Origin of the sequence: Phaeobacter sp. JH204B, from assembly GCF_048055755.1 — a bacterium.
Lineage (GTDB): Bacteria > Pseudomonadota > Alphaproteobacteria > Rhodobacterales > Rhodobacteraceae > Phaeobacter > Phaeobacter bryozoorum.
The window spans coordinates 1-16,102 of the sequence record NZ_JAYMXF010000026.1 but is presented as its reverse complement, the minus strand read 5'-3'; the positions used below and the strand labels follow the sequence as shown (position 1 = coordinate 16,102).

Sequence of the window (16,102 nt, the reverse complement as noted above, 5' to 3'; positions counted from 1 at the left end):
CGGCTGCCGTTTCACGGCACAGTCACGAGAAATGTGACAAGAAATTGCAAGAAAGAACTTGAAGCCGGGCACGTATCAACCAAACTCTAATACTATCAGGACATGGTTGGACTGTGGAAGGCTAGGCATCCGTCCCACAGCCTCAACGCCAACCCAAGACCAAGAGGAGCACGCCCGTGCCTTCATTCTCGAGCACTTTGGAACAGGCCATTCACGCCGCGCTTGCGCTGGCAAACGAACGGCGTCACGAATTCGCAACCCTGGAGCATCTGCTTCTGGCCCTGCTGGATGAGCCGGACGCGGCCCGCGTCATGCGCGCCTGCAGTGTCGACCTCACCGAATTGCGTGCAACCCTTGTCGAATTTGTCGATGAGGATCTCGCCAATCTGGTCACCGACATCGACGGCTCCGAAGCGGTACCGACCGCTGCCTTCCAGCGCGTGATCCAGCGCGCCGCCATCCATGTTCAAAGCTCCGGCCGGACCGAGGTGACGGGCGCCAATGTGCTGGTCGCCATCTTCGCCGAGCGCGAGAGCGACGCGGCCTACTTCCTGCAGGATCAGGACATGACCCGCTATGACGCGGTGAATTTCATCGCCCATGGCGTGGCCAAGGATCCGGCCTTTGGTGAGTCCCGGCCCGTCACCGGCTCCCCCGAAGTCGAGGAAGAGCCCCAGCCCACCACCGAGGGCGACAAGAAAGAGAGCGCGCTGGCGAAATACTGCGTCGATCTCAATGAAAAATCGCGCGAGGGCGACATTGACCCGCTGATCGGGCGCAGCCACGAGGTTGAGCGCTGCATCCAGGTTCTGTGCCGCCGCCGCAAGAACAACCCGCTTCTGGTTGGCGATCCCGGCGTTGGCAAGACCGCCATCGCCGAAGGTCTGGCGCGCAAGATTGTCGCCGGTGAAACGCCCGAGGTTCTGTCGGAAACCACCATCTACTCGCTGGATATGGGCGCGCTGCTGGCGGGCACCCGCTACCGCGGCGATTTCGAGGAACGTCTGAAAGCCGTCGTTACCGAGCTGGAAGATCACCCCGATGCAGTTCTGTTCATTGACGAAATCCACACGGTGATCGGCGCAGGCGCCACCTCCGGCGGGGCCATGGACGCGTCCAACCTGCTGAAGCCCGCGCTTCAGGGCGGCAAGCTGCGCACCATGGGCTCCACCACCTACAAGGAGTTCCGCCAACATTTCGAGAAGGACCGCGCGCTGTCCCGCCGGTTCCAGAAAATTGATGTGAATGAACCGTCGGTCGAGGATTCCATCGAGATCCTGAAAGGGCTGAAACCCTATTTCGAGGACCATCACGGCATCCGCTTTACCAGCGATGCGATCAAATCTGCGGTGGAGCTCTCCGCCCGCTACATCAATGATCGCAAACTGCCGGACAAGGCGATTGACGTCATCGACGAGGCCGGTGCCGCACAGCATCTGGTGGTCGAAAGCAAACGCCGCAAGACCATCGGTGTGAAGGAGATCGAAGCGGTTGTCGCCAAGATCGCCCGCATCCCGCCCAAAAACGTTTCCAAGGACGACGCCGAGGTGCTGAAGGATCTGGAGCGCTCGCTGAAACGGGTGGTCTTTGGTCAGGACAACGCGATCGAGGCGCTGTCCAGCGCCATCAAACTGGCCCGTGCCGGTCTGCGCGAACCGGAAAAACCCATCGGCAACTATCTCTTTGCAGGCCCAACCGGCGTCGGCAAGACAGAGGTCGCCAAACAGCTCGCCGATACGCTGGGTGTGGAGCTTCTGCGGTTTGACATGTCCGAATACATGGAGAAACACGCGGTTTCCCGCCTGATCGGCGCGCCTCCGGGCTATGTCGGTTTTGATCAGGGCGGGCTGTTGACCGATGGTGTTGACCAGCATCCCCACTGCGTGCTGCTGCTGGATGAAATCGAGAAGGCGCACCCGGATGTGTTCAACATCCTGTTGCAGGTCATGGATAATGGCCAGCTGACCGATCACAACGGCCGTACCGTGAACTTCCGCAATGTCGTGCTGATCATGACCTCGAATGCCGGCGCATCCGAGCAGGCAAAGGCCGCCATCGGCTTTGGTCGTGACCGCCGCGAAGGCGAGGATACAGCCGCCATCGAACGCACGTTCACCCCGGAGTTCCGCAACCGTCTGGACGCGGTGATCTCCTTTGCACCGCTGCCCAAGGACGTCATCCTGCAGGTGGTCGAGAAATTTGTCCTGCAACTGGAAGCCCAGCTGATGGACCGCAATGTCTCGATCGAACTCACCCGCAAGGCGGCAGAATGGCTGGCTGACAAAGGCTACGACGACCGCATGGGCGCGCGTCCTCTGGGCCGTGTCATTCAGGAGCACATCAAGAAACCGCTGGCGGAAGAGCTGCTGTTTGGCAAACTCTCCAAGGGGGGCCTGGTCAAGGTCGGCATCAAGGATGGCAAACTGGATCTCAGGATCGAAGGCCCGGCCAAGCCTCGCATCTCGGGGGACAGGCCGCCGCTGCTTACGGCCGAGTAACAGCCAATGCGTCTTCTGCCCCTGGCATTTCTCTCCTCGCTCGCCGCGCCCGTCGCGGCGAGCGATCTCGTTCTGGACTGGCCGGTCGATTGCACCCTCGGCGACAGCTGCCAGATCCAGCAATATGTCGACCGCGCCATCGGACCGGCGACACAGGATTTCACCTGCAATCCCCTCACCTATGACGGCCACAAGGGTACGGATATCGCCCTGCCCTATCTCAGCGACATGGAGGCCGGCGTCGCCGTCTTTGCCGCGGCGGATGGCACCGTGGTCGGCAGCCGCGACGGGATGGAGGACCGCTATTCCAGCGGGCCGGACGACCCCGCGATCGAGGGGCGGGAATGTGGAAACGGGGTTCTGCTGCGCCACGGCGGCGGCTGGGAAACTCAGTATTGCCACATGAAACGTGGGTCCATCCAGGTCAGCTCCGGCGACAGGGTCACGGCCGGCACACCGCTTGGGGAAATCGGCCTCTCCGGCAACACCCAGTTTCCCCATCTGCATCTTTCCGTGCGCAAGGATGGTATCACCATAGACCCCTTTGGCCCCCGGATGGAGCAGGGCTGCGGTGCCGACATCGGCGCGCCGCTCTGGGCCGAGGAGATCACCTATCAGGCCGGCGGCTTTCTAGGCAGCGGCTTTGCCGACCATGTTCCGAAATTTGCCGCGATCAAGGCCGGGATCGCCGATCAGTCGCCGCTGGCATCCGGCAGCGGCGCAATCGTGTTCTGGGCCTATGCCTTCGGCGCCCGCAGCGGTGACCAGCTGGTGCTGCGTATCGACGGGCCGCAGGGCACCCTGCTGGAGCAGACAGAACCGCTGGAAAAAACCCAAGCGCAGCTGTACCGCGCCGCGGGCAAACGGATCCGTGGATCGGGGCTGCAACCCGGCCGCTACATCGCAACCGCGACACTGCTGCGCGACGGCCAGGTCGTAGATGATCAGCGCCAGGAAATGACGGTGAAATAGGGCTTCACCGACACGGCGGGGCCAAGCCCTCTTGGCCTTGCCGCTCTCAGCGGCTAATCTGCTGCCACGGTCGGCAGACACCGAGGCGTCGCTGCTCCCGCATGGGAGAGCTAAACCTGCCATATCACCGAACGGTTTCCATTGCAGATGGCGCCGCGTCGTCAGGACAGCGACCAACGACCCGCACAGGCGCCGATAGGATGCAATATGACCCGAAAACCGCTTCCCCTACAGGTGGATGACCTGTCCCATTTCTCCCGCGCCTTGTCCCGGCAACTGGGCGAGGCCAGCCCCTCGCATCTGACACTGATGAACATGCTCGCCCGCGCCGCCGGTTTTCAGAACCTGCAACACCAGCGCGCCATACAGGCAGCGGCCCGACGGCTCGCGAAAACCACAATGGCGCCGGCGGCTGATCATCGGCTGATCGCGCGCACGCTGGGCCATTTCGATGACGACGGGCTGCTGCTGCGCTGGCCGTCAAAACGCGCCGTGCAGACGCTTGCGCTGTTTGGGCTCTGGTCGGTCTTTCCGGCCGACAGGGCGTTGCAGGAGGCGCAGGTGAATGCGCTGCTGATCGGCGAACATCGCTTCAGGGATCCCGCAACCCTGCGGCGCACCATGATTTCCTGTGGATTGCTGACCCGGCAACGCGATGGCAGCGACTACAGGCGTATCGAACAGGAGCCCACCGCCGAAGCCAAAGCACTGATTTCGCGACTGGCAGCCCGCCGCAAACAGCGCACCCAGGCAGCAGCGCAGATCACGCGCCGGTAGCACCGGCAATGGCACCTCAGCGCTCGGTGAATTTCAGCTCGATCCGGCGGTTCTGCGCCCGTGCGGCCGCAGTCGGGGCTGGATTCACCGGCTGATATTCACCAAATCCATTGGCAGACAGGCGCTCGGGCGGGATGCCCAGCGCCTGCACCATGTAGCGCACCACCGACAGCGCGCGGCCCTGGCTCAGCTCCCAGTTATCGGCAAATTTCGGGTGCACCCCCAGCGGGGTGTCATCGGTGTGCCCATCAACCCGGATGATCCAATTGATTTCCGGCGGAATGGCCGCTGCCACGGTCTGCAGGATCCCTGCGACCTTGGCGATTTCAGCCCGCCCTTCCAGCGACAGATCGGCGCTTCCGGGGGCAAACAGCACTTCCGAGGCAAAGACAAAACGGTCGCCTTCGATCCGCACCCCTTCCTGATTACCCAGCACATCGCGCAGCCTGCCAAAGAACTCTGAACGATACTGCTCAAGATCCTGCGCCTTGGAGCTGAGCTGCTCTGCCTCAGCCTCCAGTCGCTTGCGCTCACTCTCTTCCAGCAGCCGACGTCGGCGTTCCTCGGCGGCGGCCCGGGCCAGGGCAGCGTTCAGATCCTGACCAAGGTTCTGCATCTGCACCGACTGTGCTGCATCACGGGCTTTGTAATCGTCCAGCAGAGCCTGCAAACCGCCAAGCTGTTCGCGCAGGGCGGCGACCTGCTGGTTCAGCAGTGCGGTCTGACGCCGCGCCTCCTCGGATATGGCCTGCTCGGCGTTCAGGCTCTCGCGGGCCTGTGCCAGCAGGGCGGCACGCTGCTCTGCAAGGCTCGCCAGCTCGGCGCTTTCGGCGGCCTGATCCTTGCCGTCGCTCAGGGCCGCCAGCAATCGCTGCTGCAACAGATCCCGGTCCGCAGCAGCTGCATTGGCCTGTTCCAATTTGCCCAGCGCCTCCAGCAGGCGCTGTTCCAATTCGGCCTGCGCCGCCGTGGTGGTTTCAAGATCCGATTGCGCGGTGTCACGGCTCTGCCGCAGCCGGTCCAGCTCTTCCTGCAATGCCGCGACCTCGCTGTCGGCGCGTGTCTGTGTGGCATCGAGCTGCGCCAAGACACGGGTCAGCCGCTCGGCCAGAACATCCCGGTCCGCGCTCGCTGCCTGTGCGCTGTCGAGCGCGTCCAGAACCTCGGCCAGCCGCGCATCCAGCTGGTCCTTGGCCGTTTCAGCAGCGGCAAGCAATGTCAGCGTATCCTCGGCGGCCTGCCGCTGCGCCTCAAGCGCGAGGGTCATGGCGGTCAGTTCGGCATCCGCATCCTGCAGCCGGTTGCGCAGCGCCTCGGCGGCAGCCGCCTCCGCAAGGCGCGCTGCCTCGGCAGAGGTGAGCTCCGTTTCCAGCTGCTGCGCCGCTGCCGTGGCATCCGCCGCCGTAGTCTCCAGATCGGCAACCAGTGCCTCCAGCGCCTCGCGTTTGGCCGCAGCCAGCCTGGCCGCCTCCGTCTGGGCGTCGATTTCACTGCGGCTGGCAGCCAGCGCCTGCGAGAGCGCGTCACGCTCGCCTTCCAGTTCAGACTGCGAGGCCTGCAACGCCGCGCGCTGTGCGGTCAGATCACTGATCGTGGCATTGGCCTCCTCCTGGCGAAGCAACAGCTGCGCAACCTGCGCCTCAAAATCGCTGATCTCTCCGCGCGCCGCCGACAGCTCCGCCTCGGCAGCCTCAAGCGCGCCCTGCGTGGTGCCGAGCGTCGCCGACAAGGCGCCAAGACGGGCCTGCAACTGGCTGTTGGCCCGCTCCTCCAGCCCAAGCGCATCCGCCAGCGCCCCGACTTCCGCGGCCAGCTCATCCAGCTGGCTTTCCTGCCCCGAAATCGTCTCGCGCAGCACAAATTGAACCACCATGAAGATGGTCAGAAGAAACATCAGGACCAGCAACAGGCCCGTCATCGCATCCACGAACCCGGGCCAGATCGAGGCCTGAAAACGCTGTCCGGTGCGACGTGACAGGGCCATCGCTTAGTCCTCGGAGCCGCGTGCGGTGCGACCCAATCCACGCGGTCGGGCAAAGGCCTTGACCAGGAGGTCGATATCCTTGCGCAGCTCCGCCAGGCTCTCCTGACGGCCGGCGGAGATTTCTTCGAGGATGCGCAGCATCTGGACGTCGATAGAGCGCAGCCGCATCCGGCTTTCGGCATCCAGCCCGACATCGCCATGGGCGCGCATCAGTTCGGTCAGGGCCTCCTGCCCCACTGCGACCCGCTCCAGCGCCCGGGCCGTGCCTTCGGTTTGGTCCTGCCGCCGGTTCATATCTGTAATCGCATCCACCAGCTCGGACAGTTTCTGATCCACCCCGGCACGGGCTTCGGAGGTTTGCACAAACATCGACTGCAACGCGTCCATCTGCTCGGTCATGCTGTCCAGCACACCTGCAAGTGCCGTGTTTTCACCGCCGCCTGTCTCCTCGCCTGAGGAAAAGCTGACGCGGGTAAAAGACGACAGCCATTCTTCAAGCTCACGGTAGAACCGGTTCTGACCATGGCCTGCGAACAGCTCAAGCAGCCCGACGATCAGCGATCCCGCCAACCCCAGCAAAGACGAGGCAAAGGCAACGCCCATGCCGCCCAGCTGCGCCTCAAGCCCGGTCATCAGCCGGTTGAACACTGCGATCCCTTCCTCGCCTTCCTGCGGGGCGAGGCTGCGGATGGTATCGACCACCGCTGGCACCGTGGTCGCAAGACCATAGAACGTCCCCAGAAGGCCAAGGAAAATCAGCAGGTTAACGATATAGCGTGTAATTTCACGCTCTTCGTCGATCCGGGTCGCAACGGAATCGAGGATCGAGCGGGTCGAGGATGAGCCAAGCTGCATCCGCGCGCCCCGCGACCGCAACAGTGACGCCAGCGGAGCCAGCATCGACGGTGGGCGAACATCCTCTCTGGCGACCCCGGCAGCGAAAGCCTCGATCCAGCGCACCGACCCGATCAGTTGCAGCACCTGCCAGAAACAGGCCATCACGCCGAAAACAAACACCAGACCGATAAACCCGTTGAGCCAGGGGTTGGCTTCAAACACCGGCAAAACGCGCGGCAGCGCCACAAAGGCCCCGAACCCTGACAGCCCGAGAGCGATCAGCATCATGATAATCTGGCGTACCGGTTGGGAAAACTGCGGTCTGCTTTCGCGGTCTGGCTGCGCCATAGCTGTGGCTCCTGACACTTTTTTTTGGTGCTCTTGCAGAACCGGAGCCTATAGGCAAATCCTCAAAAGAGCCAAGGCTTTATGACGCAAGATCCCGCACACGCGCCGCAAGCCAATCCAAATCAGCGTCGCGCAGCCCGATCTCCGCCAGATGCTCGGCCGTATTGAACAGATATTCGGTATTGGGGCCACGTCCCCCAACCGCTTCGGCAATGATCTGCGCCTGAGTTTCGAGGCTAATGCCGCCGCAATATTGGATATGATCGGGATCAATCACATAGGTCACGGCGGTAACTTCCCCGCCGCTGGCCAGCTGCACCGTCAGATCCTTCTCCACATAGGCCGAGGAAATCAGCTCCCGCGCCCGCAGTTCCAGCAAGGTCTGCTCTTCGTGGCCAGCCTCGACCGCCAGCGCGATTCCGGTACAGGCCGCCCCTTCGATGGCATCCAGCGCCAGCACAAGACCGGGTTTCTCCTCGCTGCCGCGATGATGGATCGACTTCATGCAGAAGGACCGCGCATAGCCCGGCAGGGTCGCAACTTCGCGGCGGGCCACCGGAAAACCTGGATTCCACAACAAAGATCCGTATCCAAATACCCACATGGTCATGACGCTGGCCCTTTTTTGATCGCGGTCTATAAACATCAAATCCCACGTCCAGAAAAGAGGCCGAATGATGATCCGTTGGACAAAAATGCTGCTCATTTCGGTCTCCGTCTGGAGCCTTTACTGGGCGGTTGCCGCCTGGGGCCTGCGTCAGGGGCTGGATGGCTGGTTTGCCGAGCAGCAGCGGCAGGGTTGGCAGGCCGATTATGCCACGCTGCGCACCTCGGGCTATCCACTCTATCACCATCACCGGATCACCACCCCTGCCCTCGCCGATCCGGGCACCGGCACCGCATGGCGTGCCGACTGGCTCGACATCCGCAGCCTTGCACTCTGGCCCGGCACCGTGACGCTTCTGCTGCCGCCGACACCACAACGGTTCTCCTATTTCGACAGCACCGCGATCCTGCACGCCGAGGGGCTGCGGGCCGAGCTGCAACTGGCACCGGGATCCGCGCTGGACCTGGAACAGCTGCACATGATGTCCAGAAACTGGACGGTACAGAGCAATGGCAAACCCGAGCTGAGCGGTCAGGCGGTCCTGCTGGAGATGACGCGGACCGATGCGCAGAACCACTACCAGATCCACGCCGATGCGCAGGGTGTCTCCCCTCACCCGCTGTTGCGCCAGCGGTTAGCGGCGACCGAGGGGCTTCCGGAGCGGCTGGAGACGGTCACGCTCGACATGAATGTGGGCTTCGACACCAGCTGGAACCGCAGCGCGATTGAGCTGCGCCGCCCGCAGCCGCGCCAGATATCGCTGCATCTTGCCGAGGCCCGCTGGGGCCCGATGCGCATCAAGGCACAGGCGAGCTGCGTCTGGATGAGACCGGCCTGCCAGAGGGCGATCTCGCGCTTCAGGTTGAAAACTGGCAGGACATCCTGCAAATGGCCGAAGCCTCAGGCAGCCTGCACCCGACTGCGCGCTCCGGGATTGAGCGGGTTTTGCGGGTCTTTGCCGGGCTTGGCGGCAACCATCGCGACCTTGATCTGCCGCTGACTTTGCGCTCCGGCTATGTCACGCTCGGTCCGCTGCCGATCGGTCCAGCGCCCCGTCTGATCCTGCGCTAGCGGCAATAAGGACCGCCGCGATGACGGGCGACGTCCAGATGGAAATGATCCAGATGGTACCGGTCCGAAAGCGGCCCCAGCACGGTGCCAAACGGGCCACAGGCACCTTTCCACATCTTCCGCAGCCCCTTGCGCGTGGCGCGCGCGGTCCAGCCCTTCAGCACCGTGATCACCTTGCCGCTCTCCAGAACGAAGCCCGAGATATCAATCGCCTTGGCCCGACCATGTTCTGAGATCTTTGCGCCCGGCCGGTTGTTCCGGGTGCGGCAGGAATAATGCGCCGCCACCCTCAGGGCCACCACCTTGTCACGCCGGCCAAAGGCCTTGACCACATCCCGCTCCACCCATTTCTTGAGCGCGCGGGCGGTGTCGCAGGTCATCACCGACTGCTGGCTGAGCGTCACCCCGGCAACCGATCGCACCCGCACCGCGTTCTTTGCGCCGCAGCCGTTCAGACGCCCCGGTACGGCACCCACCTCTGCTCCCTGAATGTCGATATCACCGCAGACCGAGGTCTTGCGGCGTTTGCGTTTGCCGAACAGGATTTTCTCCGCCAGATCGCCGGGCCGCAGATGTGGACGCAGAGAGGCCTCTGGACCGGTCGGCATCATCGGCAGGCGCAGCGCAGCCATGGCGACGGCCTGTTCAGACGGCGGTCGCCCTTGCGGGCGCAGATCCGATGAAACGGTGACCGCAGCAGCGGCGGGTGTCGGCGTCAAAGCGGCGACAGCCGCCGGATCCGGGCGCGCATTGGGCCGCAGCGAGCGGTCAGGCGCATTGGCCGCAGTGGCCCCGGCGCTGACGGCGATCATGACGATCAGCCCGGCTGCCGTCGCAACCGCCTGCGCCCCCGACCGCCAGCCGCGCCTCATGACTTGGTCTCGCGGCCGAAGTTCGGCGCCGCCGTGTCCTGCCCGGCCTCGATAATGCCCCGGCGGATGGCCCGGGTGCGGGTGAAATACTGGTGCAGATGCTCCCCATCCCCGGTGCGGATGGCCCGTTGCAGGGCAAACAGCTCCTCGGTGAAACGTCCCAGAATTTCCAGCGTCGCATCCTTGTTGGTCAGGAATACATCCCGCCACATGGTCGGATCGGAGGCGGCAATCCGGGTGAAATCACGAAATCCCGCAGCCGAGTATTTGATCACCTCGCTATCGGTCACCCGGCGCAGGTCATCAGCCACGCCGACCATCGTATAGGCAATCAGATGCGGCGCATGCGAGGTCACCGCCAGAACCAGATCATGGTGATCCGCGTCCATCTCATCGACGTTGGAGCCCATCCCCTCCCAGAGCCGGCGCAACCGGTCCACCGGGGCGCGTTCGCAGCCCTCTACCGGCACCAGCAGGCACCAGCGGTTATCATAAAGCTCGGCAAACCCGGCCTCGGGCCCGGAATGTTCGGTGCCCGCCAATGGGTGGGCCGGCACGAAATGCACCCCGTCGGGGATATGCGGCAACACCGCGTCGATCACATGGCGTTTGACCGACCCCACGTCGGAAACCGTGGCACCGGGTTTCAGCACCGGCGCAATGTCCGCCATCACAGCATCCATCGCCCCCACAGGCACACAGAGCACGACCAGATCAGCGTCCTGCGCCGCCTCCGCAGCCGTCTCGCAGACACGATCACACAAGTTGATACGGCGCGCGGTCTCGCGGGTCTGTGCGCTGCGGGCATAGCCGGTGATCTCGCCTGCCAGCCCGCCACGGCGAATGGCATGTGCCATGGAGGAGGCGATCAGGCCAAGACCAATCAGCGCGATGCGGTTGTAGATCGGCGCGCTCATGCCGCGCCATCCTTGAACGCCTTCACAGCCGCAACCAGTTGCTTGCATGCGGTCTCATCACCCACGGTGATCCGCAGCGCTGCGGGCAGCTTGTATCCGCTCACCCGGCGCACGATCAGCCCGCGCGACTGAAGGAAGGCATCGCAGGCGCCCGCTTCTTCCGGGCTGGCAAAGCGCGCCAGAATGAAATTCGCACAGGAGGTGTCTGAGGGCACACCCAACTCCGCCAGCGCCTCGGCCAGCCAGCCGCGCCATCTGGCGTTTTCCTGACGGCAATGTTCGGTATACTCCGTATCCCGCACCGCTGCCTCCGCCCCGGCAAGAGCGGTGGACGACAGATTGAACGGACCGCGCACCCGGTTCAGCACGTCAATGATGACTTTCGGCGCATAGCCCCAGCCGACCCGAGCGCCACCCAGCCCGTAGATCTTGGAGAAGGTGCGCGTCATCACCACATTGTCGCGGCTGGCCACCAGCTCGGCCCCGGCGTCATAATCTTCGACATATTCCGCATAGGCGCCATCCAGCACCAGCAGTGCTCCCCGTGGCAGACCATCGGCGAGCCGGGCCAGATCAGCGGTGCCGATCATCGTGCCGGTGGGATTGTTGGGATTGGCGATGAACACCAGCCGCGTGCGCTCGCTGCATCCGGCCAGCAGCGCATCGACATCGGTGACGCGTTCGCGTTCCGCCACCTCGACCGGGGTCGCCCCGGCCGCCAGGGCGCTGATGCGATACATGGCAAAGCCATGCTCGGTGAACAGAACCTCATCCCCCGGCCCCGCATAGGCCTGACAGAGAAAGGTGATAATCTCGTCACTGCCCGCCCCGCAGATGATCTGCTCCGCCGGCAGGCCGTAGACCTCGCCAATCGCCTGACGCAGGGCGCTGTGATCGGAACTCGGATACCGGTGCATCTGAGAGACCGCCGCCTGCATTGCCTCAATGGCTTTCGGGCTTGGCCCCAATGGGTTTTCATTGGAGGAGAGCTTGGTCACATTGCTCACCCCTTTCACATGGGCAGCCCCGCCCTCATAAAGGGCGATGTCCAATATGCCAGGCTGCGGCGCGATGTGGGTCATGGTAGATGCTCCTTGATGCCGCCTCGTAATAACCGCCTTGGCAGCAATGGGAAAGCGGCAAGACGCCTCTTGCCGGATTGCAATGTCCCGGTCCCGTCCGTTGGTTGCACTGAGTGATTGAACTCCGCCATGCCCGCCGCCATGATGGGGCCATGACCCATAAGCTGGATAACATCGACCTGGCCCTGCTGCGCGCCCTGCAGCGTGACGCCAGCCTCTCGCAGCGCGATCTGGCAGAGCAGGTCGGCCTGTCGCAGAACGCCTGCTGGCGACGCCTGAAAACCCTGAGCGAAAGCGGCCTGATGCAGGGCACCACCGCCCGTCTGGACCGCAAGCAGCTGGGGCTGGATCTGGTGGTCTTTGTGATGCTGCGCACACGTCACCATTCGGCGGAATGGTTGCAGACCTTTCGCCGCCATGTGCTGACCATCCCCGAGGTGGTCGATTTCCACCGCATCGGCGGCGATTACGATTACCAGCTGAAGGTCGTGACCGAGGATATGGCCAGTTACGACAAGGTCTACCAGCGCCTGATCGAAGGTGTCGAGCTGGACAGCGTCACGTCGTATTTCGCCATGGAAGCCATCGCCGAAGGACGCCCGCTGCCGCTATAGCCGCAGGCGCCCGCAACCGGTCACCGCCAATCCGCAGTCCTGTCAGCGGCCAAAAGCCTTGTTCGGCATCCAGGTGACACGGCTGCCCTGCGGCCCCATGCGCATATGCAGGCAGGAGGTATTCAGCCGCTGAAAATACAGCACATGGATCGGATACCAGCCGGCTTGCGGCACCTCCACCTGCTGGGCAAAGGTCTCCTGACAGGTCTGCCGACCATCAAATTTGCCGACCACCTTGCCGCCGATCGTCGCCCGGATGCCATCATTGGTGAGGAAATCAATCGTATAGATGCCCGGCGCATCAAAACGCACATAGCCACGGATGTCAGCCGCGACATGCTCCGAGCGTTTGGAGGTGAGGGCATTCTGCCCGATGCTGGTGTCGCGATAGTCGAGCCCCTTGAGCGGCGGTCCGACCTCGGCTCCGGCCTCCAGCGCCTTGGCAGCGGCGCGCAGCGTCTTGACGTCGTCGGGATAGGCATAGCGCACCGTCAGACCCGGCTTCAGCCCCGTCGGTTGCGGGTTGGCCGGGGTCAGACGCAGGGGCGCCGCCCATGAGAGTGTTGCTGTGAGTGTTGCGGTGACAGCTGCCATCGCAGCCATCCCCAGAATACGGGTCATTTTCATCGTCTACCTTCCTGTTCATCACCTCTGAGCGGGCGTCTGCAAAAAGGATAGGTCCGCAAGGGGGCAGCTGGCAATCGCAAATGGCGGCAGCGGCGGGTGGCGCCTGTCATCCCAGGCGATCACCAGTGACCTTCCGCTGCGGTAGCAAATGAAAAAGGGGCCGCCAGATGGCAGCCCCTTTCTGTCGTGTCCGGGTTCGGACAGGACTTAGTTCTTGGCGTAGAATTCGACGACCAGGTTCGGTTCCATCACAACCGGGTACGGCACGTCGGACAGGCCCGGTGCGCGCACGAAAGTGGCGGTCATCTTGGAGTGGTCGGCTTCGACGTAGTCAGGAACGTCACGCTCTGCCAGCTGAACAGCTTCCAGCAGTGCGGTCATTTGCTTGGACTTCTCGCGAACCTCGATCACATCGCCTTCCTTCACGCGGTAGGAGGGGATGTTCACGCGCTTGCCGTTGACCAGAACGTGACCGTGATTCACGAACTGACGGGCCGCAAAAACGGTTGCAACGAATTTGGCACGGTACACAACCGCGTCCAGGCGGCGCTCCAGCAGACCAATGAGGTTTTCACCGGTGTCGCCTTTAACACGCTCAGCTTCGGCGTAGATGCGACGGAACTGCTTCTCGGTCAGGTCGCCGTAGTAGCCCTTGAGCTTCTGCTTGGCGCGCAGCTGGATACCGAAATCGGACAGTTTGCCCTTGCGGCGCTGGCCGTGCTGGCCGGGGCCGTATTCACGACGGTTCACCGGGGACTTCGGACGGCCCCAGATGTTTTCGCCCATACGGCGGTCAATTTTGTACTTGGCAGACGTGCGTTTGGTCACGGCTGATCTCCTTCAGTTTTGGTCGCACCCCAAAGGGCTGCATCGAAGGGCGTTGTCCTCTTGCTCCGTGTCGCGAAGGACCGGATGATCCTTGCGCTCTTCGGGCATGACAGGCATTCCCTTGCGGGAGCCGCCAACACCAATGAAGCCGCGTGTATAGACGAGGGCGAGAGAGAGTCAACCAGCTTTTCCGCCCCTATCGCGCGTTGCCAAAGGCAGAGGGAAAAACGGCTCCGCCAGCCGCGCGGTCGCACGGTCTCAGCGCGCGGCCGACAAGCGGTCAGGCTGCTGCATGTCGCAGGATTGCCGCCTCCGGCTGGCTGAGATTGCGGCGCGCGAATTCGCCATAGCGCATCGCATCGACTTCCAGATCCGGCAGCTGCTGCAACAGCCGGGCGCGATCCTCATCGCGCAGCGCGCTCAGCGCCGCCTGGGCGGGGTGAAAGCTCTCTGTCTCGACCCCATTGGCCCACAGCACCTGATGCTCCGCCAACAAGACATGAATATAGGTGACCTCGCGCAGCTGCGTATCGACCGCAATCTCGCGACCATTGATCAGATCGCGCGCCGCAACCAGCACCTCGGGCGTGTTGAACAGGCTTTGCACATGCGGCCCCCGCAGCAGCATGCGATGGCTCGGCGAGACCAGCAGATCCGCATCGGGCCGCTCGATGCCAAGCGCCCCTCCCCTGATCCGCACCGGGCGCAGCTCAGGCGCGACGAACAGCCGTGCGCCGGTCATCCGCCGCGCGCCAATCCACTGGATCTGCTGGGCGCCGCTGTCGCGGGTCTGGATCCAGTCGCCTTCCTGCAGCCGTTCAACCGGTACCGCCCCCGCAGGGGTGCGCAGCATGGTTCCGGGGGTAAAACAGATCACGCCGGTATGCGACCGCACATCGCGTCGGTCGCCTGTGTCCAGCCGCACATCGACGACCCACAGATCCCTGTCGTTCGGAGGTTGAGAATCGACAAACATCAACAGCGGCCGCTGCACGGGCCCGACATCAATAAGCGTCACCGTGTAATTGCGCCGCCCGTCGGTCACCACGAAATAGCGATCCCGCAGCACCGTCTGCGGGCGGTCCTCCTCCGGCCGGTCAGCCGGGCGGTCCCGCCCCTGCGGTCCGGGTTCGATCGCGAGCCCGACCAACCGGCGCACGGACCGCGCCGCATTGCGCCGCAGATCCCGCTCCGCATCGCCAGGTTCCAGTTCCAGGAGATTGCCAGGCCCGTCGACCCGCAGCGGCGCCCCGCGCCAGCGCCAGCTTGCCCCGGCGGCCAGTGCCGACACCGGCGCCCCCGGCAGACCATCCACTTCGGTCTGCCCCCACGAAATGACGTAGGTGCCTCGAAAGCCTGTTTGCATATGCTCGACTGCCTGTCTCTGGCGGTATTGTTGTTAAACCAACGTTAACAGAAACCGCCCGCCCACAAAAGCCACATCACCAGAACGGTTCACAGCCGCTCGTCCTTTATGGTCAAAGAGATGCAGCCTACGATTTCAAGACAGCTCATATGAGGAAGGACGAAAGGGATGGTGGTTGTCGGCTGGCAGGACTGGGAGCGACAAGGGCTGGAGCATTGCGTCTGCCGTGAGACCCCGCAAGCGTTCTCAACAGACGGGCCTTGGCGAGCGCTTCGCCCAAAAAATCGTTTTCCAGCGTCAACTGGCCTATCTTCGCGTGCAACGATTTGACATCGATCTCGGTCTCCTTCGACGCCTTCGGCTTGTCGTCAAAAACGTCTGTCACGCGGCCTAGGAGCTGGTCTTTCCATTGCTTGACCTAGTTCGGATGAACGTCAAACTGCGTCGCCAATTCGCTCATCGTTTTGTCGCCCTTCAAAGCTGCCAATGCGACTTTCGCCTTGAATGCAGGGCTGTGGTTCCGTCTGGGTCGTCTGGCCATCGTCGCTCCTTCGTCCCGGCACGCTGCCGGATCAGGAGCGGGAAATCCACCTAGCTCAACTGTCCATATTTCTCGGGCCAAATCTGTGTTTCCACACATCCAGTGCTACGAACGCCAGAATCGCCCCTTGGGGCGCCATGTTGTTTATTTTGTCTGGTATA

General features: G+C 63.2%; 13 protein-coding genes and 2 pseudogenes. 5 read left to right on the top strand and 10 right to left on the bottom strand.

All coding sequences use genetic code 11. The features are described from left to right. Window positions 1–176: 176 nt before the first annotated feature. The 3 genes from clpA to VXL81_RS14105 all read left to right on the top strand — a co-directional run bounded on the left by clpA (window position 177) and on the right by VXL81_RS14105 (window position 4,247). Entirely contained in the window at window positions 177–2,498 is a 2,322-nt protein-coding gene (clpA, locus tag VXL81_RS14115; protein ID WP_340546258.1) for an ATP-dependent Clp protease ATP-binding subunit ClpA, read from the top strand. 6 nt (window positions 2,499–2,504) lie between these two features. After that, window positions 2,505–3,470, top strand: coding sequence for a M23 family metallopeptidase (locus VXL81_RS14110; protein WP_416554794.1), 966 nt, complete (start codon window positions 2,505–2,507; stop codon window positions 3,468–3,470). Between the two features lie 207 nt (window positions 3,471–3,677). Further along, window positions 3,678–4,247 (top strand): DUF2087 domain-containing protein, encoded by a 570-nt coding sequence (locus VXL81_RS14105; protein WP_416554792.1) that lies wholly within the window; start codon window positions 3,678–3,680, stop codon window positions 4,245–4,247. A gap of 16 nt (window positions 4,248–4,263) precedes the next feature. Here the strand turns inward: VXL81_RS14105 and VXL81_RS14100 are convergent, their stop codons facing one another. From VXL81_RS14100 to VXL81_RS14090, 3 genes are all read right to left on the bottom strand, one after another. Beyond that, entirely contained in the window at window positions 4,264–6,231 is a 1,968-nt protein-coding gene (locus VXL81_RS14100; RefSeq protein WP_340546261.1) for a peptidoglycan -binding protein, read from the bottom strand. A gap of 3 nt (window positions 6,232–6,234) precedes the next feature. Then, entirely contained in the window at window positions 6,235–7,416 is a 1,182-nt protein-coding gene (locus tag VXL81_RS14095) for a biopolymer transporter ExbB (protein WP_340546262.1), read from the bottom strand. Between the two features lie 79 nt (window positions 7,417–7,495). Further along, on the bottom strand, window positions 7,496–8,026 hold the full coding sequence (locus VXL81_RS14090; protein ID WP_340546263.1) for a gamma-glutamylcyclotransferase: 531 nt from the start codon (window positions 8,024–8,026) through the stop codon (window positions 7,496–7,498). Window positions 8,027–8,090: 64 nt separating this feature from the next. On the opposite strand from VXL81_RS14090, the pseudogene VXL81_RS14085 reads away from it, so the two are divergent. Next, a pseudogene (locus VXL81_RS14085) lies at window positions 8,091–9,094 on the top strand (DUF2125 domain-containing protein). On the opposite strand, the gene VXL81_RS14080 reads toward VXL81_RS14085, so the two are convergent. From VXL81_RS14080 to hisC, 3 genes are read right to left on the bottom strand one after another with little or no spacing between them, the layout of a single operon-like run. Next, on the bottom strand, window positions 9,091–9,966 hold the full coding sequence (locus tag VXL81_RS14080) for an extensin family protein (RefSeq protein WP_340546265.1): 876 nt from the start codon (window positions 9,964–9,966) through the stop codon (window positions 9,091–9,093). The pseudogene VXL81_RS14085 and the gene VXL81_RS14080 sit on opposite strands and share 4 nt — an antisense overlap. Then, window positions 9,963–10,883 carry a prephenate/arogenate dehydrogenase family protein gene (locus VXL81_RS14075; protein WP_416534982.1) on the bottom strand — a complete coding sequence of 307 codons (921 nt, stop codon included), beginning with the start codon at window positions 10,881–10,883 and terminating at the stop codon, window positions 9,963–9,965. Before VXL81_RS14075 ends, VXL81_RS14080 begins: the two co-directional genes overlap by 4 nt. Beyond that, the gene (gene hisC / locus VXL81_RS14070; protein ID WP_340546267.1) at window positions 10,880–11,965 is read right to left on the bottom strand and encodes a histidinol-phosphate transaminase; all 1,086 of its coding nucleotides are present in this window, start codon (window positions 11,963–11,965) and stop codon (window positions 10,880–10,882) included. Before hisC ends, VXL81_RS14075 begins: the two co-directional genes overlap by 4 nt. Before the next feature lie 152 nt (window positions 11,966–12,117). Here hisC and VXL81_RS14065 point away from each other — a divergent pair, with 152 nt between their 5' ends. Next, on the top strand, window positions 12,118–12,579 hold the full coding sequence (locus VXL81_RS14065; RefSeq protein ID WP_340546268.1) for an Lrp/AsnC family transcriptional regulator: 462 nt from the start codon (window positions 12,118–12,120) through the stop codon (window positions 12,577–12,579). A gap of 42 nt (window positions 12,580–12,621) precedes the next feature. On the opposite strand, the gene VXL81_RS14060 is transcribed toward VXL81_RS14065, so the two are convergent. The 4 genes and pseudogenes from VXL81_RS14060 to VXL81_RS14045 form a co-directional block, all read right to left on the bottom strand. Then, window positions 12,622–13,206, bottom strand: a complete 585-nt coding sequence (locus VXL81_RS14060; protein WP_416534980.1) for a PA14 domain-containing protein — start codon at window positions 13,204–13,206, stop codon at window positions 12,622–12,624. A 207-nt stretch (window positions 13,207–13,413) separates the two neighbouring features. Then, window positions 13,414–14,034, bottom strand: a complete 621-nt coding sequence (gene rpsD / locus VXL81_RS14055) for a 30S ribosomal protein S4 (RefSeq protein WP_072505221.1) — start codon at window positions 14,032–14,034, stop codon at window positions 13,414–13,416. A 280-nt stretch (window positions 14,035–14,314) separates the two neighbouring features. Continuing rightward, a complete protein-coding gene (locus tag VXL81_RS14050) occupies window positions 14,315–15,400 on the bottom strand; it encodes a Hint domain-containing protein (protein ID WP_416554790.1) in 1,086 nt (361 codons plus the stop codon). Between the two features lie 280 nt (window positions 15,401–15,680). Beyond that, window positions 15,681–15,941 (bottom strand): annotated as a pseudogene (locus tag VXL81_RS14045) (transposase); the annotation flags it as partial. Window positions 15,942–16,102: the final 161 nt, after the last annotated feature.

What these genes read in the sequence shown, in the direction of transcription:
- VXL81_RS14110 (WP_416554794.1), top strand. Translation starts at nt 2,505, where the DNA reads ATGCGTCTTCTGCCCCTGGCATTTCTCTCCTCGCTCGCCGCGCCCGTC.
- VXL81_RS14105 (WP_416554792.1), top strand. Translation starts at nt 3,678, where the DNA reads ATGACCCGAAAACCGCTTCCCCTACAGGTGGATGACCTGTCCCATTTC.
- VXL81_RS14100 (WP_340546261.1), bottom strand. Translation starts at nt 6,231, where the DNA reads ATGGCCCTGTCACGTCGCACCGGACAGCGTTTTCAGGCCTCGATCTGG.
- VXL81_RS14095 (WP_340546262.1), bottom strand. Translation starts at nt 7,416, where the DNA reads ATGGCGCAGCCAGACCGCGAAAGCAGACCGCAGTTTTCCCAACCGGTA.
- VXL81_RS14090 (WP_340546263.1), bottom strand. Translation starts at nt 8,026, where the DNA reads ATGACCATGTGGGTATTTGGATACGGATCTTTGTTGTGGAATCCAGGT.
- VXL81_RS14080 (WP_340546265.1), bottom strand. Translation starts at nt 9,966, where the DNA reads ATGAGGCGCGGCTGGCGGTCGGGGGCGCAGGCGGTTGCGACGGCAGCC.
- VXL81_RS14075 (WP_416534982.1), bottom strand. Translation starts at nt 10,883, where the DNA reads ATGAGCGCGCCGATCTACAACCGCATCGCGCTGATTGGTCTTGGCCTG.
- hisC (WP_340546267.1), bottom strand. Translation starts at nt 11,965, where the DNA reads ATGACCCACATCGCGCCGCAGCCTGGCATATTGGACATCGCCCTTTAT.
- VXL81_RS14065 (WP_340546268.1), top strand. Translation starts at nt 12,118, where the DNA reads ATGACCCATAAGCTGGATAACATCGACCTGGCCCTGCTGCGCGCCCTG.
- VXL81_RS14060 (WP_416534980.1), bottom strand. Translation starts at nt 13,206, where the DNA reads ATGAAAATGACCCGTATTCTGGGGATGGCTGCGATGGCAGCTGTCACC.
- VXL81_RS14050 (WP_416554790.1), bottom strand. Translation starts at nt 15,400, where the DNA reads ATGCAAACAGGCTTTCGAGGCACCTACGTCATTTCGTGGGGGCAGACC.